Origin of the sequence: Streptomyces sp. NPDC050617 (genome assembly GCF_040654795.1) — a bacterium.
In the GTDB taxonomy this organism is placed as follows: domain Bacteria; phylum Actinomycetota; class Actinomycetes; order Streptomycetales; family Streptomycetaceae; genus Streptomyces.
This window is the reverse complement of the sequence record NZ_JBFAIS010000005.1, coordinates 145,841-167,848: the sequence shown is the minus strand read 5'-3', so window position 1 is coordinate 167,848 and position 22,008 is coordinate 145,841. Positions and strand designations below refer to the sequence as shown.

Annotated in this window: 20 protein-coding genes and 1 riboswitch; of the genes, 11 read left to right on the top strand and 9 right to left on the bottom strand. The window is 72.3% G+C overall.

The genetic code is table 11. The features are described 5' to 3' along the window. Window positions 1-210 precede the first annotated feature (210 nt). The 3 genes from AB0I49_RS09340 to thrC all read right to left on the bottom strand — a co-directional run bounded on the left by AB0I49_RS09340 (window position 211) and on the right by thrC (window position 2,485). Window positions 211-414 carry a cold-shock protein gene (locus tag AB0I49_RS09340; protein WP_005315736.1) on the bottom strand — a complete coding sequence of 68 codons (204 nt, stop codon included), beginning with the start codon at window positions 412-414 and terminating at the stop codon, window positions 211-213. Window positions 415-869: 455 nt separating this feature from the next. Then, window positions 870-1,148, bottom strand: a complete 279-nt coding sequence (locus tag AB0I49_RS09335) for a MoaD/ThiS family protein (RefSeq protein ID WP_363226225.1) — start codon at window positions 1,146-1,148, stop codon at window positions 870-872. A gap of 44 nt (window positions 1,149-1,192) precedes the next feature. After that, window positions 1,193-2,485 carry a threonine synthase gene (gene thrC / locus AB0I49_RS09330; protein ID WP_363226224.1) on the bottom strand — a complete coding sequence of 431 codons (1,293 nt, stop codon included), beginning with the start codon at window positions 2,483-2,485 and terminating at the stop codon, window positions 1,193-1,195. A 17-nt stretch (window positions 2,486-2,502) separates the two neighbouring features. Next, a riboswitch (SAM riboswitch) is annotated at window positions 2,503-2,645 on the bottom strand. A 201-nt stretch (window positions 2,646-2,846) separates the two neighbouring features. Between thrC and AB0I49_RS09325 the strand changes: the two genes are divergently transcribed. From AB0I49_RS09325 to AB0I49_RS09315, 3 genes are all read left to right on the top strand, one after another. After that, window positions 2,847-3,800 carry a glucosyl-3-phosphoglycerate synthase gene (locus AB0I49_RS09325; protein ID WP_363226223.1) on the top strand — a complete coding sequence of 318 codons (954 nt, stop codon included), beginning with the start codon at window positions 2,847-2,849 and terminating at the stop codon, window positions 3,798-3,800. A gap of 213 nt (window positions 3,801-4,013) precedes the next feature. Further along, window positions 4,014-5,465, top strand: a complete 1,452-nt coding sequence (locus AB0I49_RS09320; protein WP_363226222.1) for a trehalose-6-phosphate synthase — start codon at window positions 4,014-4,016, stop codon at window positions 5,463-5,465. Window positions 5,466-5,630: 165 nt separating this feature from the next. Beyond that, window positions 5,631-6,593 (top strand): cytochrome c oxidase assembly protein, encoded by a 963-nt coding sequence (locus tag AB0I49_RS09315; protein WP_363226221.1) that lies wholly within the window; start codon window positions 5,631-5,633, stop codon window positions 6,591-6,593. Window positions 6,594-6,603: 10 nt separating this feature from the next. Here the strand turns inward: AB0I49_RS09315 and otsB are convergent, their stop codons facing one another. The 3 genes from otsB to AB0I49_RS09300 all read right to left on the bottom strand — a co-directional run bounded on the left by otsB (window position 6,604) and on the right by AB0I49_RS09300 (window position 9,303). Next, window positions 6,604-7,464 (bottom strand): trehalose-phosphatase, encoded by an 861-nt coding sequence (otsB, locus tag AB0I49_RS09310; RefSeq protein WP_363226220.1) that lies wholly within the window; start codon window positions 7,462-7,464, stop codon window positions 6,604-6,606. Between the two features lie 128 nt (window positions 7,465-7,592). Then, a complete protein-coding gene (locus tag AB0I49_RS09305) occupies window positions 7,593-7,862 on the bottom strand; it encodes a DUF3263 domain-containing protein (RefSeq protein ID WP_363226401.1) in 270 nt (89 codons plus the stop codon). A 127-nt stretch (window positions 7,863-7,989) separates the two neighbouring features. Beyond that, window positions 7,990-9,303, bottom strand: a complete 1,314-nt coding sequence (locus AB0I49_RS09300; protein ID WP_363226219.1) for an extracellular solute-binding protein — start codon at window positions 9,301-9,303, stop codon at window positions 7,990-7,992. Between the two features lie 289 nt (window positions 9,304-9,592). Here AB0I49_RS09300 and AB0I49_RS09295 point away from each other — a divergent pair, with 289 nt between their 5' ends. The 4 genes from AB0I49_RS09295 (at window position 9,593) to AB0I49_RS09280 (ending at window position 14,233) form a co-directional block, all read left to right on the top strand. Continuing rightward, on the top strand, window positions 9,593-10,525 hold the full coding sequence (locus tag AB0I49_RS09295) for an SIS domain-containing protein (RefSeq protein ID WP_363226400.1): 933 nt from the start codon (window positions 9,593-9,595) through the stop codon (window positions 10,523-10,525). Between the two features lie 360 nt (window positions 10,526-10,885). Further along, window positions 10,886-11,827, top strand: coding sequence for an ROK family protein (locus AB0I49_RS09290; protein ID WP_363226218.1), 942 nt, complete (start codon window positions 10,886-10,888; stop codon window positions 11,825-11,827). Further along, a complete protein-coding gene (gene nagA, locus AB0I49_RS09285; RefSeq protein ID WP_363226217.1) occupies window positions 11,827-13,029 on the top strand; it encodes an N-acetylglucosamine-6-phosphate deacetylase in 1,203 nt (400 codons plus the stop codon). The genes AB0I49_RS09290 and nagA overlap by 1 nt, the downstream gene beginning before the upstream one ends. 166 nt (window positions 13,030-13,195) lie before the next feature. After that, the gene (locus tag AB0I49_RS09280) at window positions 13,196-14,233 is read left to right on the top strand and encodes a 1-phosphofructokinase family hexose kinase (RefSeq protein WP_363226216.1); all 1,038 of its coding nucleotides are present in this window, start codon (window positions 13,196-13,198) and stop codon (window positions 14,231-14,233) included. An 87-nt stretch (window positions 14,234-14,320) separates the two neighbouring features. Here AB0I49_RS09280 and AB0I49_RS09275 read toward each other — a convergent pair whose 3' ends face one another. Then, window positions 14,321-15,367: a CBM35 domain-containing protein gene (locus AB0I49_RS09275; RefSeq protein ID WP_363226215.1), complete on the bottom strand. Its 1,047-nt coding sequence runs from the start codon at window positions 15,365-15,367 to the stop codon at window positions 14,321-14,323. A 198-nt stretch (window positions 15,368-15,565) separates the two neighbouring features. Then, a complete protein-coding gene (cdgB, locus tag AB0I49_RS09270; protein ID WP_363226214.1) occupies window positions 15,566-17,257 on the bottom strand; it encodes a diguanylate cyclase CdgB in 1,692 nt (563 codons plus the stop codon). Window positions 17,258-17,557: 300 nt separating this feature from the next. Here cdgB and AB0I49_RS09265 point away from each other — a divergent pair, with 300 nt between their 5' ends. Next, window positions 17,558-18,115 carry a flavin reductase family protein gene (locus AB0I49_RS09265; protein WP_363226213.1) on the top strand — a complete coding sequence of 186 codons (558 nt, stop codon included), beginning with the start codon at window positions 17,558-17,560 and terminating at the stop codon, window positions 18,113-18,115. Window positions 18,116-18,178: 63 nt separating this feature from the next. Here AB0I49_RS09265 and arfB read toward each other — a convergent pair whose 3' ends face one another. After that, window positions 18,179-18,616 carry an alternative ribosome rescue aminoacyl-tRNA hydrolase ArfB gene (gene arfB / locus AB0I49_RS09260; protein ID WP_363226212.1) on the bottom strand — a complete coding sequence of 146 codons (438 nt, stop codon included), beginning with the start codon at window positions 18,614-18,616 and terminating at the stop codon, window positions 18,179-18,181. Window positions 18,617-18,802: 186 nt separating this feature from the next. Here arfB and AB0I49_RS09255 point away from each other — a divergent pair, with 186 nt between their 5' ends. The 3 genes from AB0I49_RS09255 (at window position 18,803) to AB0I49_RS09245 (ending at window position 21,973) form a co-directional block, all read left to right on the top strand. After that, window positions 18,803-19,378 carry a TerD family protein gene (locus AB0I49_RS09255; protein WP_363226211.1) on the top strand — a complete coding sequence of 192 codons (576 nt, stop codon included), beginning with the start codon at window positions 18,803-18,805 and terminating at the stop codon, window positions 19,376-19,378. A gap of 300 nt (window positions 19,379-19,678) precedes the next feature. After that, window positions 19,679-21,298 (top strand): M4 family metallopeptidase, encoded by a 1,620-nt coding sequence (locus AB0I49_RS09250; RefSeq protein WP_363226210.1) that lies wholly within the window; start codon window positions 19,679-19,681, stop codon window positions 21,296-21,298. A gap of 177 nt (window positions 21,299-21,475) precedes the next feature. Beyond that, window positions 21,476-21,973 carry a hypothetical protein gene (locus tag AB0I49_RS09245; RefSeq protein WP_363226209.1) on the top strand — a complete coding sequence of 166 codons (498 nt, stop codon included), beginning with the start codon at window positions 21,476-21,478 and terminating at the stop codon, window positions 21,971-21,973. Window positions 21,974-22,008 lie beyond the last annotated feature (35 nt).

The window sequence follows — 22,008 nt, the reverse complement described above, 5'->3', positions numbered from 1 at the left end:
TTCGCATTACCCGGAGGCGCGATCGGGAGGCCGCCGGGGGCGCGCCCGGACCCCGGCCGGGGCACGGCCCGGACCCCGACCGGGACCCCGACCGGGACGCCGTCCGGACCCCGACCGGGGCGCGGCCCGGTTTCCGGGCGCACGAAGGGCCCGTACCCCGGAAGGTACGGGCCCCGCGTGTGAGTGAGCCGGTGGTCGATCGCGCCGAGATCAGACGGCGAGCTTGACCATGTCCGCCTGCGGCCCCTTCTGGCCCTGCGAGATCTCGAACTCGACTCGCTGACCCTCCTCGAGGGTGCGGTAGCCGTCCATCTGAATCGCGCTGTAGTGGACGAATACATCCGCACCACCGTCGACCGCGATGAAGCCGTACCCCTTCTCCGCGTTGAACCATTTGACGGTGCCCTGAGCCATGCCTAACTCCCCTATTACTGGCCCTTGCGCAGGACCGCACTTCGCGGACCCTGGGTCAGACCTCACCCCCTGACAGGTGGGGGTGTGCGCCGGAACGCGTCGACCGCGGCTGAATGTATCTGCACGGATGCCGTCTGCAACAGGTCAATCGGACGAGAATTCCGGCGGTGGCCGACGGGCGCTTTGCGGAGGATTCCCAGCAATCCGGGGCAAGTCGGTCCGGGCATAACGCAACCAAACCGACAATTCGCACACAGTCTTTGCACGTAACTTGACGGGTTCTCATATGCGTTCGGCACTGACGCCGGAGGGGGATCGTCCTCAACTGTATCGCCATTCAACAGACGGAATCGCCCCGTCCGTTTCCGGCCGGGGCGATTCGGGGACGATGCGGGAGTAAAGCGGGGGCGATGCGGGAAGAGTGGCGGGAAGGGCGCGAGAAGCCGCGGGCGACCTCAGCAGCCGCCGGCGACCGCCGGGATGATCGAAATGCCCGCGCCGTCCGGCGTCGGCGCCTGGAGGCCGCCCTCGAAGCGCGCGTCGTCGTCGTTGACGTAGACGTTCACGAAGCGGCGCAGCTTGCCGGCGTCGTCGAGCACGCGCGCGGCGATGCCCGGGTGGTTCCGCTCCAGGGAGTCGATGACCTCGGCGACGGTCGCACCCTCCGCCGGCACCTCGGCCCGGCCGTCGGTGTACGTACGGAGAATGGTAGGAATACGGACGTTTACGCTCATGACGGTTCCCTTCGGTGGTGGACGGAGTGGGCCTGGGGGCGCGGTCAGCCGGCCAGTCCCGCGGCGCGGAACGCGTCCAGGCTGGGGCGGATCGTCGCCGTGGGCCCGGTGGTCGGCGCCACCGCGTCCAGCGTCTTGAGGCCGTCGCCGGTGTTCAGGACGACCGTGGTCAGGGCCGGGTCGAGCAGCCCGTTCTCGATCAGCTTCTTGGTGACGCCGACCGTCACGCCGCCCGCGGTCTCCGCGAAGACGCCCTCCGTACGGGCCAGCAGCTTGATCGCGTCCACCACCTGCGCGTCGTTGACGTCCTCGACCGCGCCGCCGGTGCGCCGGGCGATGTCGAGCACGTACGGGCCGTCCGCCGGGTTGCCGATGGCGAGCGACTTGGCGATGGTGTTCGGCTTCTGCGGCCGTACGACGTCGTGGCCCGCCTTGAAGGCCGTCGAGACCGGCGAGCACCCCTCGGCCTGGGCGCCGAAGATCTTGTACGGGCGGTCCTCGACCAGCCCGAGCCGGATCAGCTCCTTGAGCCCCTTGTCGATCTTCGTGAGCTGGGAGCCGGACGCGATCGGGATGACGATCTGGTCCGGGAGCCGCCAGCCGAGCTGCTCGCAGATCTCGTACGCGAGCGTCTTGGAGCCCTCGCCGTAGTACGGGCGCAGGTTGACGTTGACGAAGCCCCAGCCCTCGCCCGCCGGGTCGCCGATGAGCTCGGAGCAGAACCGGTTGACGTCGTCGTAGTTGCCCTCGATGCCGACGAGCTCGCCGCCGTAGACCGCGGCCATGACGACCTTGCCCTGCTCCAGGTCGTGCGGGATGAACACGCAGGACCTGAAGCCGGAACGGGCCGCCGCCGCGCCGACCGCGCCCGCGAGGTTGCCGGTCGAGGAGCAGGACAGGGTGGTGAAGCCGAAGGCGCGGGCGGCCTCGACGGCGATGGCGACGACGCGGTCCTTGAAGGAGTGCGTCGGGTTGCCGGAGTCGTCCTTGACGTACAGGCCGCCGGTGACGCCCAACTCGCGGGCGAGGCGGTCGGCCTTGACGAGCTTGGTGAAGCCGGGGTTCAGATTCGGCTTGCCGGCCACGTCGGCCGGGACCGGCAGCAGCGGCGCGTACCGCCAGATGTTGTCGGGGCCGGCCTCGATCCGCCGGCGCAGGGCCTCCGGGTCGCCCGTCGGCAGCTCGTACGCGACCTCAAGAGGCCCGAAACAGACCTCGCAGGCGAAAATCGGGCCGAGGGCGGAACGCTCGCCGCACTCGCGGCAGGAGAGCGCCACGGCGGGACCGAGGTCGACGGGGGTGGCGGAAGCGGTGGTTTCTGCGGCTTGCACAGCCATGGAGGCGAGGCCCTTTCTCCTCATCTTCCCCGCGGCGCATCTCGCCGCGAGCCGGAATTGGCACCTTCCCCACCGGGAGCCTCGCGAATAGTTCGACGAGACCGGCGGGAGGGTTGCCGGGGCTTCAACGGGCCGTTCCCTCTGCCCCTCTGGATGAGCGGTATGGCGCTGGGCGGGGCCCAGGCATTTGTCACGCGACCCCGACATGCGACGGGCGTCCGCGTTGTTCAAGACTGTAACCGAAGCCACGGACGGTTGAGATAGTCGTCCGAACCGCGAGATGGATCACATGCGGACCGTATAGGGACCGCATACAGCTCGCATACGGATCGCATACGGATCGCAGAAGGAGACTTTCGACGTGCTGGAAGAGGTCGAGCACTGGCTGAAGCAGCGCTCTTGGTCCGCCGCCGACCGCCCGCTCGACCAGCTCCTCGCCGCGAAGTGCGCCGCCGGTGCGCGCGGCACGGTGAGCGTGGTGCTGCCCGCCCTCGACGAGGAGGCGACGGTCGGCGCGATCGTCGCCACGATCCGCCGGGAGCTGATGGGCGGACCCGTGCCGCTGGTGGACGAGCTGGTGGTGCTGGACTCCGGTTCCACGGACCGGACGGCCGCCGTCGCGGCGGCGGCCGGGGCGCGGGTCGTGCACCGGGACGCGGTGCTGCCGCGGCTGCCCGCGCTGCCCGGCAAGGGCGAGGTGCTGTGGCGGTCGCTGCTGGCGACCAGCGGCGAGATCGTCTGCTTCGTCGACGCCGACCTGCGGGAGTTCTCCGCCGAGTTCGTCTCGGGCATCGTCGGGCCGCTGCTGACCGATCCGGACGTGCACTTCGTGAAGGCGATGTACGACCGCCCGCTCGGCGACGCCGCGGGGCAGGGCGGCCGGGTCACGGAGCTGGTGGCCCGCCCGCTGCTCAATCTGCACTGGCCGCAGCTGGCGGGGTTCGTGCAGCCGCTCGGCGGCGAGTACGCGGCGCGGCGCTCGCTGCTGGAACGGCTGCCGTTCCCCGTCGGCTACGGAGTGGAGCTCGGCCTCCTCGTCGACGCGCTGCACACCGTCGGCCTGGACGCGCTCGCCCAGGTCGACGTGGGGGTGCGCCTCCATCGGCACCAGGACGGCCAGGCCCTCGGGCGGATGGCCGCGGCCATCTACCGCACCGCCCAACTGCGCCTGGCGCGCGGTCATTTGGTGCGCCCGGTACTGACCCAGTTCGACCGGGGCGAGCAGGGCTTCGTGGCACGGACCCACGCGGTGGACACGGAGGAACGACCGCCGATGACCGAAATACCGGAGTACGTGAAACGCCGAGCAGCGTAGAACCCGGCACTCCAGCCCGCCCGGCGGCGCTTGAGGACCGGCACCCCAGCCCGTCCGGCGATTGAGGACCGGCATTCCAGCCCGTCCGGCGCTTGAGGACCGGCATTTCAGCCCGTCCGGCGATTGAGGACCGGGGTCCGGGGCGGAGCCCCGGTACTGGCCCGGATGGTGTGCGCGCGTTTGAGCGCTGGCGGCAGCGGCTAGGCTCGCGACATGGCCTACCAGCACGGCGCCCAGGTCCTCGTCGCGTCCAACCGCGGCCCGGTCTCCTACGTGCGGAGCGACGACGGGTCGCTCACCGCCAAGCGCGGCGGCGGCGGCCTGGTCTCAGGGCTGTCGGCCATCGGACCGGAGGCGGACGCCGTCTGGGTGTGCGCGGCGCTCGGGGACGGCGACCGGGAGGCCGTACGGCGCTCCCAGGGCGGCCATCTGCCGGCGGACGACTCCGGTGGACAGCGCGTCCGGATGCTGGACATCGCGCCCGACGTCTTCGCCGCCGCGTACAACGGCATCGCGAATTCCGTGCTGTGGTTCGTCCACCACCTGCTGTACGAGACGCCGCTGGAGCCCGTGTTCGACGCGGACTTCCGGGAGCAGTGGGGCGCGTACGAGGCGTACAACGCGGCCTTCGCGGACGCGCTGGCCGCCGAGGCGGCGAGCGGCGCGGCCGTGCTGGTGCAGGACTACCACCTCACGCTGGTCCCCGGCATGCTCCGGGAGCGCCGCCCCGACCTGCGGATCGGCCACTTCTCGCACACGCCGTGGGCGCCGCCGGACTACTACCGGCTGCTGCCCGACGATGTCGCGGCGCAGGTGCTGCGCGGGGTGCTGGGCGCGGACCGGGCGGCGTTCTTGACGCGGCGCTGGGCGGACGCGTTCATCGCCTGCTGCCGGGACGTGCTCGGCGCGAGCGCCGCCGACGACGGCGGTTCCGTCACCTTCGAGGGCCGTACGACGCGCATCGGCGTGCACGGGCTCGGGGCCGACGCCGACTTCCTGCGCGAGCGCTCGCACCGGCCCGACGTCGAGGAGCGGATGGCGGCCCTGCGCGAGCAGATCGGGGGCTCGGGCCGCAAGACCGTCGTCCGCGTGGACCGCACCGAGTTGTCCAAGAACATCGTGCGCGGCCTGCTCGCCTACCGGCTGCTGCTGGAGCGGCGCCCCGAGTGGCACGGCGAGGTCGTGCACATCGCCTTCGCCTACCCCTCGCGGCAGGACCTGGCCGTGTACCGGGACTACACGGCGCGCGTCGAGTCCGTCGCCGAGGAGATCAACGCGGAGTTCGGGCGCGAGGGCTGGCAGCCGGTCGCGCTGCACGTCAAGGACGATTTCGCGCGCTCCCTGGCGGCGTACCGGCTGGCGGACGTCGCCCTCGTCAACCCCATCCGGGACGGCATGAACCTCGTCGCGAAGGAGGTCCCGGTGGTCTCCGACGAGGGGTGCGCGCTGGTGCTGTCGCGGGAGGCCGGGGCGTACGAGGAGCTGGGCCAGGACGCGATCACCGTCAATCCGTACGACGTCGAGGCCACGGCCCGCGCGCTGCACGAGGGGCTGGTGATGGCCCGCGACGAGCGGGCCGAGCGCACGAAGCGGCTGGCCGCGGCGGCCACCGCGCTGCCGCCCGCGCAGTGGTTCATGGCCCAGCTGCGGGCGCTGGACGACTGACCGCGGGCCGGAGGCGGGGGCCGGGCGCAGGATCGTATACACACGGGTCTACCGTGGTTCGGCGTGACAGCGACAGCGATTTTCGGGGCTTCCGTACCCTTGGCGGCCTTTGGGCCCCATGGGGTCACCACCGCATCGGGGCTGCCCGAGCCGACGGTCGGGCGCATGTTCGCGAGCTGGCAGCTCGATCCGTACGCGCTCGTGCTGGTCCTCGTGCTCGGCGGGCTCTACGCGTGGGGCGTGGTGCGGGTGGTGCGGCGCGGCGAGCGGTGGTCAGTGGGGCGCAGCGCGTCGTTCTGCCTGATCGGGCTCGGCGCGATCGTGGTGGCGACCATGTCGGGGCTGGCCGTCTACGACCATGTGCTGTTCTGGCCCGCCGCCGTGCAGAACATCGTGCTCGACCTGATCGGCCCGCTCGGCATCGCGCTGGGCGACCCGCTGTCGCTGGCGGCGCGGGCGCTGCCGCGGGAGGGCCGCGCGGCGCGCCGGCTCCAGGGGGCGATCAGCGGCCGCATGCTGCGGGTGCTGACGTTCCCGATGGTCAGCACGCTGCTGGTGTTCGCCTCCGAGATGCTGATCTACTTCACGCCGTATTTCGAGGCGGCGCTGCGCAACGACGCGCTGCACGAGCTGATGTATCTGCAACTGCTGGTGGTCGGCACGCTGTTCGTCCTGCCGATGCTCACCCGCCAGGACCTGCTGCCGTCCTGGTGCGGCCACCCGGTCCGGGCGGCGTTCATCTTCGTGGACGGGATCGTGGACGCGCTGCCCGGCCTCGTCGTGATGACCAGCGGCACGCTGGTGGCGGGCGGCTGGTACGCGGCCCAGGACCGGCCGTGGGGCCCGAGCCTGGAGCGGGACCAGTTCATCGGCGGCGGGGCGATGATGACGATCGCGGAGCTGGTCGGGCTGCCGTTCATCATCGCGGTGTTCGTGGAGTGGGTACGGGCCGAACGGCTCAAGACCGCCGAACTGGACGCGCGCCTGGACCGGGAGCTGGAGCACCGCCCCGGCCCGGCCCCCGCCTCCCCCATCCCCGCGAGCGTCCCCGAGCCGCAGCTGACCCGCCCGTGGTGGGAGACGGACCAGGGCATCGTCGGCGAGCGCTACCGGAGCGGCGGCGCGTAGCCGGAGCGCTTCACGCGTCCGGGAGGCGGCGGTCCGGCAGGCGGTCCGCGATGGCCTCCAGCAGCTCCACGACGCCGCCCGGCCCGTCCGCCACCAGGTCGGCGCGGTCGGTCAGCTCGGTGACCTCGGCGCTGCCGCTGCACACCAGGACGCCGCGCAGCCCCTCGGCCCGCAGCTTCTCGACGGCGGCGAAGGCGGCGAGGTCGCCGAGGTCGTCGCCCGCGTACAGGACCGTGCTCGCGCCGGACCCCCGTACGTACTCGGCGAGGGCCACCCCCTTGTCCATGCCCGGCGGGCGCAGCTCCAGGACGAGGCGGCCCGGCTCCACGATCAGGCCGTGGCGTTCGGCGAGCTCGTGCAGCGGGCCGCGCAGCAGCTCGAAGGCGGCCTGCGGGTCGGCGGCGCGGCGGGTGTGGACGGCGATGGCCCGGCCCTTGCGCTCGATCCAGGTGCCCTGCCAGGCGCCGGAGGCATCGAGGACACCGGGGAGTTCGGCCTCCACGGCGGCGACGCCGGGGTGCGGCGCGGGGGCCTGTACGGTCCCGGTGGCGGCGTCCCAGCGCTCCGCGCCGTAGTGGCCGAGCACGGTGAGCCGTTCCAGCCCCGGTACGCCCGCGAAGCCGCCGTAGCGCACGGCCACCCCGGCCGGGCGGCCAGTGATCACGGCCGCGGACAGCAGCCGGGGGGCGAGCCGGGCGAGGGCGGGCACGGCGCCGGGGTGCGCGCGGGCCTGCTCCGGGTCCGGGACGATATCGGCGAGGGTGCCGTCGAAGTCGAGGGCGGCGACGGCCCGTTCAGGCGCGTCGAGAAGCGCGGCCAGGCCGTCGCGCCCGGCGGGGGTCACGGGGACGGGAAGAGGGTTGCTGCCCATGCCGCGACCCTACCGGGGGCGGACGTGACCTGTACCTGACCGACGTGCCCCGGCGCGAAACAGCGCCCCTCAGGGACGCGGGGAACCGCGCTCCCGCCGCTGGACGAGCCCCCACCGGAACCGCTCGTCTAGCGGCGGAAGCGCTTGGCCTCGCGGACGCGGCGCAGCCGGTTGACCGTCACCGGGTCGTGTTCGAGCGCCCGCGCGTCGTCGAGCAGGGCGTTCAGGAGCTGGTAGTAGCGGGTCGGCGTGATGCCGAGCCGCTCCCGGATCGCGCGCTCCTTGGCGCCGGGGCCGGCCCAGGAGCGCCGCTCCACGGCGAGCACGGCCAGATCACGATCCGAGAGCTCCGCGCGCGACGGGGGTTCCGGGAGGTCCGTACGGTCCTCGGGCTCGATCCGGTCCGCGGGGCCCGGAGGGGCCTCCCCCGAATCCCCCGAATCCCCCGAATCCGCCGAACTCCTCGAATCCCTCGAATCCGCCGAATTCTCCGGAAACTCCTCGCGCGGGCTCACCTCGCCCACCCTAGCCGTTCGCGTTGTCCGTGGCCTCGGCCTCGCGCTGGAGCTCCTGAAGCACCGACGCCGGGTCGCCGCCCTTCTTCACCGTGGAGCCGATCTTCTCCTTCAGCAGCTTGGTGACCCGCGCCCACGACGTCTTGTCCGCCGGGTAGAACTGCGCGTTCTGCAGCTGGTCGAGGAACGGCCACAGCTTCTTCTCCGCCGTGTCGCGGCGCATCGCCTCGGACGCGGACGTGGTCACCGGCAGCATGGCGTACCGGCCGGCGAAGTCGAGGACGTTGTTCTTGTGGTAGACGAAGTCGAGGAAGCGGCCGATCTGTTCGCGGCGGCCGTGCGTCTTGAAGCCCATCATCCAGTCGGCGACGCCCATCGTCATCTCGGCCTTGCCCTTGATGCCGGGCAGCGGCGCCATCCCGTACTTGATGTCCCGCGCGTCGGCCTGCTTCATCAGCGTGGGGTGGCCGTTGAGCATGCCGACCTCGCCGCGGGTGAAGGCGTCGAAGATCTGCTGCCGGTTGGTGCGGCTGGGGTCGCCGGGACCGGTCAGCCCCTTGCCGACCAGCTCGTCGCGCAGCCACTCGAACGCCTTGACGTTCTCGGGCGAGTCGATGGTGTACGCGCCGGTGCGGTCGGTGTAGTTGCCGCCCCCGCTGAGCATCCACATCATCGTCTCGGCCTGCGGCTCCTCGGGGCCGAACGGCAGCCCGAAGGGGATCTTCACGCCCGCGGCCTTCAGCTTGATCGCGGCGGCCTGGAGGTCGTCCCAGCTCTCCGGGGCCTTGGTGACGCCGGCCTTCGAGAAGAGGTCCTCGTTGTAGAAGAGCAGCCGGGTGCTGGCGACGAACGGCAGCCCGTACTGGACGCGGTGCAGGTCGCCCGCCGCGGAGATCGACGATATGAAGTCGGACTGGGTCGGGATGGACAGCAGTTGGTCGGCGCTGTAGAGCTTGCCGGCCTCGGCGAAGTCGGCGTACGCGCCGATCTGCGCGACGTCCGGGCCCTGGCCGTCCCGCACCATCTGGGCGAGCTTCTTGTCCACGTCCGTCCAGGGCAGCACCGTGATATCGATCTTGATATCCGGGTTCTTCGACGTGAAGGCGCGGGCCACCTTGAGCCAGTACTTCTTCGAGTTGTTCTCGGGCTTGTCGCCGTAGTCGGCCGCGACCAGCTTCAGCGTCACGTTGCCCGAACCGGAGCTGTCGCCGCCGCACGCGGCCAGCGTGGACGCCATCGCCGTCGTCGCGGCCCCGGCCGCCGTCAGACTCAAGAACCGCCGCCGCTGCACAGCTGCTTCCCCACCTTGCGGATTGATCGCCATTGGTTGATCGGTACCGATGGACCGGCGCCGATGGACCGGTCCTGATCGCTCATGTCCCCGAGGAGCCTGCGCAACCCGGCGGTCCTCGCCGCGGATCCACCGGGCTCTCCGGGCCGGTCACGGCTGCGAGTCTGCCCCGCGCGCCAGTCTAAGGTCTACTCCACCCCCGGTCTCGCTTCGGTCTCACCCTTCCCTCGCGCAGCTCAGGACTGCTATCCACGGAACCGGCGCGGTGCGCCCACGCACCGCCGTCCCCGTCCTCCCCTCACCTTTCGAGGAGCAGCAGCGCATGGAGTCGTCCTCCCGTACCGCAGCCGAGACAGCCACCCAGCCCAGCTGCTGGCGGCGCGCAGCCGAGGCCGCCGCCGCGGCGACCGGACTGCCGCGGCCCGGCGAGCGGGTGGCGGTGACGGGCTGCGGCACGTCGTGGTTCATGGCCCAGTCGTACGCGGCCCTGCGCGAGGCCGCCGGGCAGGGCGAGACGGACGCGTTCGCCGCGTCGGAGTTCCCCGCCTCGCGCCCGTACGACCGGATCGTGGCGATCACCCGGTCCGGTACGACGACCGAGGTGCTGGAGCTGCTGCGGGCCGTACGGGGCCGGGGCGCGGCCACTCTGGCGCTGACCGCCGATGCGAAGACGCCCGTCATGGACGCGGCGGACGCGGTGGCGGTGCTCGGCTTCGCCGACGAGGAGTCCGTGGTGCAGACGCGCTTCGCGACGACGGCCCTGGCCTTCCTGCGGGCCGGTCTGGAGGCGCACGGCGCGCTGCCCGCCGGGGTGAAGACGGTGGCGGAGGCGGCCGTCGACGCCGAGCTGGCGGTCGTCCAGCCGCTGCCGGAGGCCGCGCTCGCCGCCGAGCAGTGGACGTTCCTGGGGCGCGGCTGGACGTACGGGCTGGCGCAGGAGGCGGGGCTGAAGATGCGCGAGGCGGCAGGCGCGTGGACGGAGGCGTACCCGGCGATGGAGTACCGGCACGGCCCGATCGCGATCACCGGGCCGGGGCGGGTCGCGTGGGTCTTCGGCAAGCTGCCGCAGGGGCTGGCCGACGATGTCGACCGGGTCGGGGGCGCGCTGCTCGCGGACTCCTGCGCGGCGGGTTCGCTGGACCCGATGGCGGACCTGATCCGCGCGCAGCGGCTGGCCGTCGCCGTCGCGGAGTCGAAGGGCTACGACCCGGACCGGCCGCGCAACTTGACGCGGAGCGTGATCCTGCCGGGGTGACCGCGGCGACCGGAGTGGCCGACGTGATCGGAGTGGCCGACGTGACCGGAGCGGTCGGAGCGAGGCGTGTACGGGCGGGGGGCCGGGCCCGCGGCCCGGCGTGCGGCGCGCCCCCGCACGCTCCCCGCTCCCCCGCCCGCTCCTCGCTTCCCGCTCCCCCGCCCCGAGCTGCGAAAAGTCCGGTACGGGCGTTCCACTGGCGTGAGATCCGCCACGCCGGAGGGGCGGGCGCGGGACGCCTCCGGAGCGCGCTCGGCGTGCGATCGGCCGTCCGGAACGGTCCGTTCGGCCCCCGCGTGCGCCGCCGCGCCCCCTGAGTGGACTAGACCTGTCGCGGTATAACGCGCGAGACTGTCCCCCGTGAGACACGTCATCGCGCTCGATGTGGGCGGCACCGGGATGAAGGCCGCCCTCGTCGGGGCGGACAACGCGCTTCTGTACGAGGCCAGACGAGCCACCGGCCGCGAGCGCGGGCCGCAGGCCATCGTGGACGAGATCCTCGGCTTCGCCGCGGACCTCCGCGACAAGGGCCGCGAGCTGTTCGGCGAACCGGCGGCGGCCGCCGGCGTGGCCGTCCCCGGCATCGTGGACGAGGCGAACGGCGTCGCCGTGTACGCCGCCAACCTCGGCTGGCGCGACCTCCCCATGCGACGGCTGCTCAGCGAGCGGCTCGGCGGGCTGCCGGTCGCGCTCGGCCACGACGTACGGACCGGCGGCCTCGCCGAGGGCCGGATCGGCGCGGGCAACGGCGCGGACCGCTTCCTGTTCATCCCGCTCGGCACCGGCATCGCGGGCGCCATCGGCATCGACGGCCGGATCGAGGCGGGCGCCCACGGGTACGCCGGCGAGATCGGCCACATCGTGGTGCGCCCCGGCGGCCCGGAGTGCAGCTGCGGGCAGCGCGGCTGCCTGGAGACCATGGCCTCCGCCTCCGCCGTCAGCCGCGCCTGGGCCGCCGCCAGCGGCGACCCGGAGGCCGACGCCGCGGACTGTGCGAAGGCCGTCGAGTCCGGCGACCCGCGCGCGCGGGACGTCTGGGGCGAGGCGGTCGGCGCCCTCGCCGACGGCCTCCTCATCGGCCTCACCCTGCTCGACCCCCGCATGCTCATCATCGGTGGCGGGCTCGCCGAAGCGGGGGAAACCTTGTTCACACCGCTGCGCGCGGCCGTCGCCGACCGCGTCACGTTCCACAAGGTCCCCACCATCGTCCCGGCAGCCCTCGGGGACACCGCCGGATGTCTCGGCGCGGGGCTGCTCGCCTGGGATCTGCTCGCCACGAAATCCACGGAGGTTACCGCCTGATGGTCGAACGAACGGTTCTCTCGGGCGCCAGGGTGGTGCTGCCGAGCGGCGTGGTCGAGGACGGTCGCGTCACGGTCGAAGGGCGGCGCGTGGTCGACGCCGGGACGGCCTCTCCGGACGGCGCGGGCGCGCCTTCCCCGGCGGGCCGGGGTGCGACGGCGCTGGACCTGACCGGGCACTGGATCGTTCCCGGCTTCGTCGACATGCACCTGCACGGCGGCGGCGGGGCCTCGTTCTCCAGCGGCACCGCGGAGGAGGCGCTCACGACGATCCGTACGCACCGCGCGCACGGCACCACCACGACGGTGGCCTCGACCGTCACCGGCGACCTCGACGACCTCGCCCGGCAGGCGGGCGTCCTGTCCGAGCTGACCGAACAGGGCGACCTGGCGGGGATCCACTTCGAGGGGCCGTTCATCTCCTCGCACCGCTGCGGCGCGCACCAGCCCGAGCTGCTGCGCGACCCCGACCCCGCGGACGTGCGCAAGCTCGTCGAGGCGGCGCGCGGCGCGGCGAAGATGATGACGCTGGCCCCCGAACTCCCCGGCGGCCTCGACTCCGTGCGGCTGCTCGCCGAGGCGGGCGTCATCGCGGCCGTCGGCCACACGGACTCCGACTACGGCGCCACGCAGGAGGCCATCGAGGCCGGCGCGACCGTGGCCACCCACCTCTTCAACGCGATGCCCTCGCTCCTGCACCGCGCGCCCGGCCCCATCGCGGCCCTCCTGGAGGACGAGCGGATCACCGTCGAGCTGATCAACGACGGCACCCATCTGCACCCCTCGATCCTGGAGCTGGCCTTCGCCCGCGCCGGTGCGGCCCGCGTCGCGTTCATCACGGACGCCATGGGCGCGGCGGGCATGTCGGACGGGCAGTACCACCTCGGCCCCATGCGGGTCGACGTCACGGACGGCGTCGCGCGCATCGCGGACGGCCCCACGGCCGGCGCCATCGCGGGCTCGACCCTCACCCTCGACACGGCCTTCAAGCGGGCGGTGACCGTCGACAAGCTGTCCGTCGAGGACGCCGTACGGGCCCTGTCCGCCAACCCCGCGCGGCTGCTGGGCGTGGCCGACCGCGTCGGTTCGCTGGAGCCCGGCAAGGACGCGGACCTGGTCGTGTTCGACGCCTCGTACGACCTGGTGGGCGTCATGCGGCACGGCGAATGGGTCGTCAAGCCCGCGACCATTACCGGCGGTTAATGCCTCAAACCACCCGATGGGGTCGTTCCGCATGGCTGCGCGGCGGCCGCGCATGATTGCGAATCGACGGCGAACGACGGCGGTCGGCCCTCCGGACCTGGGCTGACCGCCTTCTGTTTGGCATGATCGCGATGGCACAGCACGCGCGTCTCCAGGGGTGGTCCATGTGATCCTCACCGTCACTCTCAATGCCGCCCTCGACATCACCTACCGGGTACCGCGACTGCGGCGGCACGCCTCCCACCGCGTCACCGACGTCGTCGAACGCCCCGGCGGCAAGGGCCTCAACGTCGCGCGCGTACTGGCCGCCCTGGGACACGACACAGTCGTCACGGGGTTCGCGGGCGGCATCACGGGCGAGGCGCTCCGCGCCCATCTGCGGAACGGCGGCAACGGCGAGATAGAGACTCCCGGCGCCGGGGCGGACAGGCCCGCGACCGACGCCGTGAACGGCACGAACGGCACGAACGGCACGGGGAGACCTGCCGCCGCCCGCGGCACCCTCACCGACGCCCTCGTCCCCATCGCCGGGACCACCCGCCGCACCATCGGCGTCGTCGACGCCGCGACCGGCGACACCACCCAGCTCAACGAGGCCGGCCCCACCATCACGCCCGCCGAGTGGGCCGCCTTCACCGGCACGTTCGCGACGCTCCTGGCCGACGCCTCCGCCGTCGCCCTGTGCGGCAGCCTCCCGCCGGGCGTGCCCGTAGGCGCGTACGCGGGCCTCGTGCGGCAGGCGCGGGCCGCGGGCGTCCCCGTGCTCCTCGACACCAGCGGCGAGCCCCTCCACCGCGGCATCGCCGCCCGCCCCGACCTGGTCAAGCCCAACGCCGCAGAACTCGCCGAGCTCACCGGCTCCACCGAGCCGCTGCGCGCCGCCGGGGACGCCAGGCGCCGCGGCGCGGGCGCCGTCGTCGCCTCCCTCGGCGCGGAGGGGATGCTCGCCGTCACCCCCGAGGGCGCCTGGCGCGCCGCCCCGCCGCAGCGGATCGCGGGCAACCCGACGGGCGCGGGCGACTCGGCCGTCGCGGGCCTCCTGTCCGCCTGGGCCGAGGACCTCCCCTGGCCGGACCGGCTGGCACGGGCCGTGGCGCTGTCGGCCGCGACCGTACAGGCCCCCACGGCGGGCGACTTCGACCGCCCGACATACGAGCGGCTGCTCCCCCTGGTCGAGGTGGCCCCCACCGCCGCAGACGCCTGACCGGCCGACCGCACCACCGACCCCACCCGGGGGGGCGGTACGAGAGCACCTGCGGGCGTCACGGCCGCCAGGTGACGCGACGCGGGCCTACGGCGCTTCGCGACCGGGCTTGACGTGACCGGCCGTCAGCCAGACCTGGTCGATGTTGAACCCGCACTTGTCGCCCTGCTCGCACGAGACCTTGATGGTGTTCTTGCCCTTTTTCAGGCCGATCCAGGCCCACGTGTTCGTCCAGCCCTTCTCCCAGTCGCCTTCCTTGGCGCCGGTGAAGTTCCCCATGCTCAGCTTCTTGCCGCTGGCCTCGCCGTTGACCGTGAGCGTGGAGTCGGCGTCCTTGCCGGGCACGCCGTAGTTCACGGAGAGCGTGTAGTCCCCGCCCTTCGGGACCTCGACGTCCCAGGTGACGCCCGCGCCGGGCTTGTCCATACCCCCCACGTATGTGCCGTCGGCGGACCGCGCCCCCTTCACGTCCTTGGACGTGGTGGCGCCGCCGTCGACGCGCAGGCTCCCCGCGTCCTCCTTGGGCAGCTTGCCGGGGGTCTTGGTGGGGCTGGGCTTGTCGCTGGGCTTGTCGCTCGGCTCGGCGGACGGCGTCGAGTCGGAGGACGCGGTGTCCTTCTTCTTGTCGTCCCCACTGTTGTTGATCATGGCGATGCTGATGCCGGCGATGACCACCACGACCACCGCGATGGCGCCGATGAGCAGGCCGCGCCGGTTGGGACGGCCGCCGCCCGGACCGGGGCCGGGGCCGGGGCCGCCGGGGCGGCGGGGCGCGCCGCCGGGGAGCGTCTCGGGGGCGGCGTACGAGGCGTTGGGCTGCTGGCCGTAGGGCGACTGCTGACCGTAGCCCTGCTGCTGTTGGCCGTACCCCTGCTGACCGTAACCCTGCTGGCCATAGCCCTGCTGCTGGCCGTAGCCCTGCTGGTTGGGCACGCCCTGGCCGTACGTGCCGCCCTGCTGCTGCCCGTACTGCCGGGAGCCGACGGGGCGGACCTGGTTGTACGACGTGCGGGGGACGCCGGGCTGCTGCGCGGGCGCGCCGTCGCCGGCCTCGCCGCCCTCCGAGCGGTACAGATAGGCGAACGGGTCGTCGTTCTCCGGCTTGTCGTCGGCGCCGTTGTTACCGGCCGTCATCCCCTGTCACTCCCTACATGCTGTACCCACCGGCGCCCACCACGTACGCGTGCGGGCCGCTCTGTCCGGGCCGGGGCGGCCTGGAGCGGGCTCACGCGATCCGGATGGCCGGAATTCTTGATCGATTCGCGGTCGGCGACGGGCGCCGCCCCGGCGCAGCCTACCCCGTACGGAGTAGCGGGCGCGGTCTCGCGGACGTCATCCGGCCCGCCGGCCGGCCTTGGCGCGGGAGCGCTTCTCCACGTACATCCGCTGGTCGGCGGAGTGCAGAACCTCTTCCGCGGACATCCCGCAGCCCGCCCAGCCGATGCCGAAGCTGGCGCCGACGCGGACCGCCCGGCCGTCGACCCGGATGGGCGGCATGATCGCGTTGCGCAGCCGTACGGCCAGGTCCTGGGCGTCCGCGCGGCCGAGCCCGTCGGCGAGGACGACGAACTCGTCGCCGCCGAGCCGGGCGACCGTGTCGCCGTCGCGCACCCCGTTGGTCAGCCGGTGGGCGACCTCGATGAGGACCGCGTCGCCGGTGTGGTGGCCGAACCGGTCGTTGATGGACTTGAAGCCGTCGAGGTCGCAGAAGAGGACGGCCAGGCCCTTGCAGCCGTCGTCGGCGTCCTCGTCGGGGGCCACCGTGTGCACATGGTGGTCGAACCCGGCGGCGAGCACGGTCTCCAGGCCGCTGCCCGCGCCGTAGGCGTCGGCGCCGAAGTCGTGCCCGTACTGCCCGTACGCGGCCCCCTCCACCTCCGCGAAGCCCGCGAGGAACCCGTCGGCGAGGGCGGCGGCCGCGTGCCCGTCGCTGCCCGGCGGCCGGGCGCAGAGCCGGCTGGAGAGGCGGGCGCGCAGCTCGGCGCTGTTGGGCAGGCCGGTGAGCGAGTCGTGCGAGGCGCGGTGGGCGAGCTGCAGCTCGTGGCGCTTGCGCTCCTCGATGTCCTCGACGTGGGTGAGCAGGAAGCGGGGGCCGTCGGCGGCGTCGGCGACCACGGAGTTGCGCAGCGAGACCCACAGGTACGTGCCGTCGCGGCGGGCGAGCCGCAGCTCGGCGCGGCCGCCCTCGGCGGAGGTGCGCAGCAGGGTGCCGATGTCCTCGGGGTGGACGAGGTCGGAGAAGGAGTAGCGGCGCATCGCGGCGGCGGGCCGGCCGAGCAGCCGGCAGAGCGCGTCGTTGGCCCGTACGAGCCGGCCGCGCTGGTCGCCTCCCAGCTCGGCGATGGCCATGCCGCTGGGCGCGAACTCGAATGCCTGCCGGAAGCTCTCCTCGCTGGCCCGCAGCGCCTGCCCCTCACGCTCCAGCCGGACGAGTGCACGCTGCATGTTTGCTCTGAGCCGAGCGTTACTGATCGCAATGCCGGCCTGGAAGGTGTACATCTGGAGCGCTTCGCGCCCCCATGCGCCGGGACGGCGTCCGTTGCGGGGTTTGTCCACCGAGATGACGCCCAGCAGCTCCCCGCCGGCGGCCCCGGTCGCGTACATCGGGGCGAAGAGCCGGTCCATGGGGTGCCACTCGCCGGGGAAGCGCGGCTCGGGCCCGCCGGTGTGCCACTGCGGGACGTCGTCGTCGTCGAGCACCCAGCCCTCGGCGTACGGCACGAAGCGCAGGTCTCCCCAGCCCTCGCCCATGCCCAGCCGGCGCTCCCAGGACGCGCGGGAACCCACCCGCCCCGCCATGAGGGCCTCGGCGCTCGCGCTGCCCGCCACCGCGGCCACCACGAGGTCGCCGTCCGGCCGCACCAGATTGACGGCCGCCAGCTCGTACCCGAGACCTTTGACGACCCCTTCCGCGACGTTCTGCAGCGTGTCCGCGAGGCTGCGCGCGGTGTTCAGGTCCGCGACCGCCTGGTGCAGTTGCCTCAGGGTCGCAAGGCGGACATACGGCTCCGACTCGGTCTCCATACCGTGCACTCCCCCGAGACCTCGACAGCAACTCCAGAATTCTTGTCGTCCGATTACCACGGCCACTGAATCACAGCGAGCTGACCACTCGGTACACAGGGTCAACAATTACTGGCTGCTGTGACTCATGTCACAGGGAGTGTTCGGCTTGCGGGGGTGGCGACGGAAGGCCCCACTATGCTTCCGGAACGCAAATCCGAGGCCACCCCGCATGGGCGGCTGGTCGGCCGTCGGCCCTAGGACCCGCCTGGTCCTGTGGCCCGATGTGACACAGAGCGAGGGGCGGCTAGCGTGCGGAACGTGTTGCAGACGACTTCCCTCCCCCGCCCCCAGGCCGACATCCCCCATGCTGGCGGGGTGAGCAATGACGAGTTCCGGGCCGCCCTGGCGCGGTTGGCCGCGGGCGTGGTGCTGGTGACCGCCCATGACCCCGAGGACGGGCCGCGCGGCGAGGACGTCGGCATGACGGCGACCGCGTTCATGTCCGTGTCCCTGGACCCGCCCCTGGTGATGGTGAGCGTTCGCAACGAGTCCCGCATGGACGACATCCTGGAGCGCCACCCCCTGTGGGCCGTGTCCGTGCTCTCCCAGAGCCAGCGGCACATCGCGGGCCGGTTCGCGATGAAGGGCCGCGTCAGCGACCGGCTGCTCTTCGAGGACATCCCGTACGAGCGCGGCAAGGAGAGCGGGGCGCCGCTGGTGGGCGGGGCGTTGTCGGTGCTGGAGTGCCGCACGGAGCAGCGCGTCGTGGCCGGGGACCACACGCTGGTGATCGGGCGCGTGCTGACGGCGGGGAACCCGAGCGGGGAGGGCCAGCCGCTGCTGTACTTCAGGGGGAAGTACGGAAAGTTGGAGTGACCCGACCGCACGGGCCGGACCCGACCCCCGCTGCCTCCATAGCCTCCCTAGCCCCCTCGCCCGTCAGCCCCAATCGCGGCCGGAGCGCCCCCGCTTGGTGTCGCCGCGAGCCTTCTTCTCGCGCAGCCGGCGCTCGTTGACGCCGCGGGGCACCTTTCGCGCCTTACGGGGCCGGGGCGGCGGAGCGGTGGCCTCCGCGAGGAGCGCGGCCATCCGCACCAGCGCGGTCTCGCGGTTGCGCCACTGGGAACGGTGCTCGGAGGCGCGTACGGCCAGGACGCCGCCGACGAGGCGGCCGGCGAGCCGCTCCAGGGCGCGCTGCTTCCAGACGTCCGGCAGCGCCTCGGTCCTGGCGAGGTCGAAACGCAACTCGACCTGGCTGTCGCTGGTGTTGACGTGCTGTCCGCCGGGCCCGGAGGACCGGGAAAAACGCCACATGAGCTCCGCCTCCGGCAGGGAGACGGAACCGCGGATGACGTGAGGACCGGACATGTCCCCCATGATCCCGCGCTCGGACGCCGCCGTCACCTCGTTTTGCGCGGGAAGGACGACGGCCTGCCGTCAGAGATGAGTAAAGAAAGTAAAGGGAGCTGGAACCCTGCGGTCCCTCCTTCGCGTTATCGAGGATGACGGTAGCTTCGTCCGCAGTACGAAGCCCCGCGTCTCGACCAGAAAGGGACATCTCCCATGGCTGTAAGCCTGTCCAAGGGCGGCAACGTCTCCCTCACCAAGGAGGCCCCGGGCCTGACGGCCGTCACGGTCGGTCTCGGCTGGGACGTCCGCACCACCACCGGCACGGACTTCGACCTGGACGCGAGCGCCATCGCCGTGAACGCGAGCGGCAAGGTCTACTCGGACCAGCACTTCGTCTTCTTCAACAACAAGGTCACCCCGGACCAGTCCATCGAGCACACCGGTGACAACGTCACCGGCGAGGGCGAGGGCGACGACGAGCAGATCAAGGTCAACCTGGCCGGTCTGCCCGCCGACATCGACAAGATCGTCTTCCCGGTCTCGATCTACGACGCCGAGAGCCGCAGCCAGAACTTCGGCCAGGTCCGGAACGCCTACATCCGCATCGTCAACCAGGCGGGCGAGGCCGAGATCGCCCGCTACGACCTCAGCGAGGACGCCGCCACCGAGACCGCCATGGTCTTCGGCGAGCTGTACCGCAACGGCGCGGAGTGGAAGTTCCGCGCCGTGGGCCAGGGTTACGCCTCGGGCCTGACCGGCATCGCGAAGGACTTCGGCGTCAACGTCTGACGCGGATGCGCGCGGTGAGCGCGCGGTTCGAGGGGGGCGGGCCCGTGGGGGCCCGCCCTTCCCCTCGCGGGGGCCGCCCGCCCGCGCCGCCCCGAGATCCCGGAACGTCTCGCCGCAAAGCGGAACGAAACCCCCCGCCTGCCGAAGAACGCCGGATCAAATCCTTGTTGCGCCCCTGTCAAAGAGCCCGAACGCCTGGCACTCTCTCCTCGGTTCACTCCTGCACTACCGGGCACCCCACCCTTGGCTGCCCGGCCCATCGATGGGCCGCGACCCAGCGGTCCGCGCAAGGAGACCGAGTTGAGACGGATCACGTCCACCCCCCGCAAGAACACGCTGCGCGCCGCCGCGCTGATCGCCTCCGCCGCGATGGTCGCCGTCGGCGTCCAGACCGGTTCGGCCACCGCGCAGCCCGACCGTGAGTCGGGCGCGACAGCGGTTCAACTCTCCGCCGCCCAGCGGACGTCCGCGCTGCGCGACGCCCAGGACGGGGCCGCCGCCACGGCCGGGAAGATCGGCCTCGGGGCCAAGGAGAAGCTCGTCGCCCGCGACGTCGTCAAGGACGCGGACGGCACGGTGCACACCCGGTACGAGCGCACCTACGCCGGACTCCCCGTACTCGGCGGGGACCTGGTCGTCCACGTGAAGAAGAACGGCGCGCGCAGTGTCACCAAGGCGACCGAAGCCACGATCGCCGTGTCCGGCACCGACGCCCGGCTCGCCCCGGCCGCCGCCAAGAAGAGCGCGCTCGCGGCGTCGAGCGCCAAGAAGAACGCCAGGACGAGCGCCGACGCCGCCCCGCGCAAGGTCATCTGGGCCGCGACCGGCAAGCCCGTCCTCGCGTACGAGACCGTCGTCAAGGGCGTCCAGCAGGACGGCACCCCCAGCGAGCTGCACGTCATCACCGACGCCTCGACCGGCGCGAAGCTCTTCCAGAACGAGGCCGTCGAGACGGGCACCGGCACCAGCACCTACAGCGGCAAGGTGGACCTCACCACCACGAAGAGCGGCTCCACCTACCAGCTCACCGACGGCGCCCGCGGCGGCCACAAGACGTACGACCTCAAGCAGGGCACCTCCGGCACCGGCACGCTGTTCACCGACGCCGACGACGTCTGGGGCGGCGGCCGCCAGACCGCCGGCGTGGACGCCCACTACGGCGCGGCCGTCACCTGGGACTACTACAAGAAGGTGCACGGCCGCAACGGCATCCGCAACGACGGCCGGGGCGCCTACTCCCGCGCCCACTACGGCAACAACTACGTCAACGCCTTCTGGCAGGACAGCTGCTTCTGCATGACGTACGGCGACGGGTCCGGCAACACCCACCCGCTCACCGCGCTCGACGTGGCCGCCCACGAGATGAGCCACGGCGTCACCGCCGCCACGGCCCGCCTCATCTACAGCGGCGAGTCCGGCGGCCTCAACGAGGCCACCTCGGACATCTTCGGCACCGCGGCGGAGTTCTTCGCGAACAACTCCTCGGACCCCGGCGACTACCTCATCGGCGAGAAGATCAACATCAACGGCAACGGCACGCCGCTGCGGTACATGGACAAGCCCAGCAAGGACGGGCGGTCCAAGGACGCCTGGTACTCCGGCCTCGGCGGCATCGACGTCCACTACTCGTCGGGCCCGGCCAACCACTGGTTCTACCTGGCGTCCGAGGGCTCCGGCCCGAAGGACATCAACGGCGTGCACTACGACAGCCCGACCTCGAACGGCTCCAAGGTCACCGGCATCGGCCGGGACAAGGCCGAGAAGATCTGGTACAAGGCGCTGACCACGTACTTCACGTCCAACACCAACTACAAGGCCGCCCGCGCGGGCACCTTGAAGGCGGCGAGCGACCTGTACGGCGCGTCGAGCGCCGAGTACAAGGCCGTCGGAGCGGCCTGGTCCGGCATCAACGTCAACTAGCGGACCGGCACCGCCCAGCGCGTACCACCGGAACCACCAGCACCACGAGTAGAACCACACCAGTACCACCAGCACTCCCCCTGCACATCCCGCACTGCCCGTACGCAGCCGTGTCCCCGACCGCCCGCCCCGGCGGCCGGGGGCACGGCCGGCCCCCGCCCGTGACACCATCGAGGCGTGATCGACCTCGGCTACTCGCTCTCCTCCCGCTTCCCCGACCCGCCCCACCTGGACTACCGGACGGCGGACGTACGGGCGCTGCGCCACGACCTGTTCTGCGGAGACGTGTACCTCGCCGACACCAAGGCCGACCGGGAGCTCTCCACGGCCTGGGGCTGGGTCCCCGTGCTCGACTTCGCCTGGGCCCTGTGCGACATCGTGGAGCAGCTCGACCGCGACCCGCGCGGCAACCGCTCCGCCACCCCGCACTACGCCGAGCTCGACTTCACCGAGTCCGCGGACCGGATGCTCTTCGAGCGGCGCTTCGGCTGGGTGGAGGTCACCGCCGACTGGGTGCCGGCGGACGAGGCGCCGCTGACCTTCAACCACCGCGCGCTGCGCCGCGAGGCCCGCGACTTCCTGCACGACCTGATCGCCGACCTCACCGACATGCACGAAGGGCTCGGCGACAACCCGGCCGTATGGGACCTCCAGGCCCGCTTCCCCCGGAGCTGACCACCCCGGCCCGCAAAAACCGCCCGTACCGACGG

Bases quoted from the DNA above. Each gene is read 5' to 3' on its own strand.
- AB0I49_RS09320 (WP_363226222.1), top strand. From the start codon at position 4,014: ATGGCCTACCAGCACGGCGCCCAGGTCCTCGTCGCGTCCAACCGCGGC.
- AB0I49_RS09255 (WP_363226211.1), top strand. From the start codon at position 18,803: ATGGCTGTAAGCCTGTCCAAGGGCGGCAACGTCTCCCTCACCAAGGAG.
- AB0I49_RS09335 (WP_363226225.1), bottom strand. From the start codon at position 1,148: ATGAGCGTAAACGTCCGTATTCCTACCATTCTCCGTACGTACACCGAC.
- nagA (WP_363226217.1), top strand. From the start codon at position 11,827: ATGGTCGAACGAACGGTTCTCTCGGGCGCCAGGGTGGTGCTGCCGAGC.
- thrC (WP_363226224.1), bottom strand. From the start codon at position 2,485: ATGGCTGTGCAAGCCGCAGAAACCACCGCTTCCGCCACCCCCGTCGAC.
- arfB (WP_363226212.1), bottom strand. From the start codon at position 18,616: ATGGGGGACATGTCCGGTCCTCACGTCATCCGCGGTTCCGTCTCCCTG.
- AB0I49_RS09315 (WP_363226221.1), top strand. From the start codon at position 5,631: ATGTTCGCGAGCTGGCAGCTCGATCCGTACGCGCTCGTGCTGGTCCTC.
- otsB (WP_363226220.1), bottom strand. From the start codon at position 7,464: ATGGGCAGCAACCCTCTTCCCGTCCCCGTGACCCCCGCCGGGCGCGAC.
- AB0I49_RS09300 (WP_363226219.1), bottom strand. From the start codon at position 9,303: ATGGCGATCAATCCGCAAGGTGGGGAAGCAGCTGTGCAGCGGCGGCGG.
- AB0I49_RS09340 (WP_005315736.1), bottom strand. From the start codon at position 414: ATGGCTCAGGGCACCGTCAAATGGTTCAACGCGGAGAAGGGGTACGGC.
- AB0I49_RS09295 (WP_363226400.1), top strand. From the start codon at position 9,593: ATGGAGTCGTCCTCCCGTACCGCAGCCGAGACAGCCACCCAGCCCAGC.
- AB0I49_RS09275 (WP_363226215.1), bottom strand. From the start codon at position 15,367: ATGACGGCCGGTAACAACGGCGCCGACGACAAGCCGGAGAACGACGAC.
- cdgB (WP_363226214.1), bottom strand. From the start codon at position 17,257: ATGGAGACCGAGTCGGAGCCGTATGTCCGCCTTGCGACCCTGAGGCAA.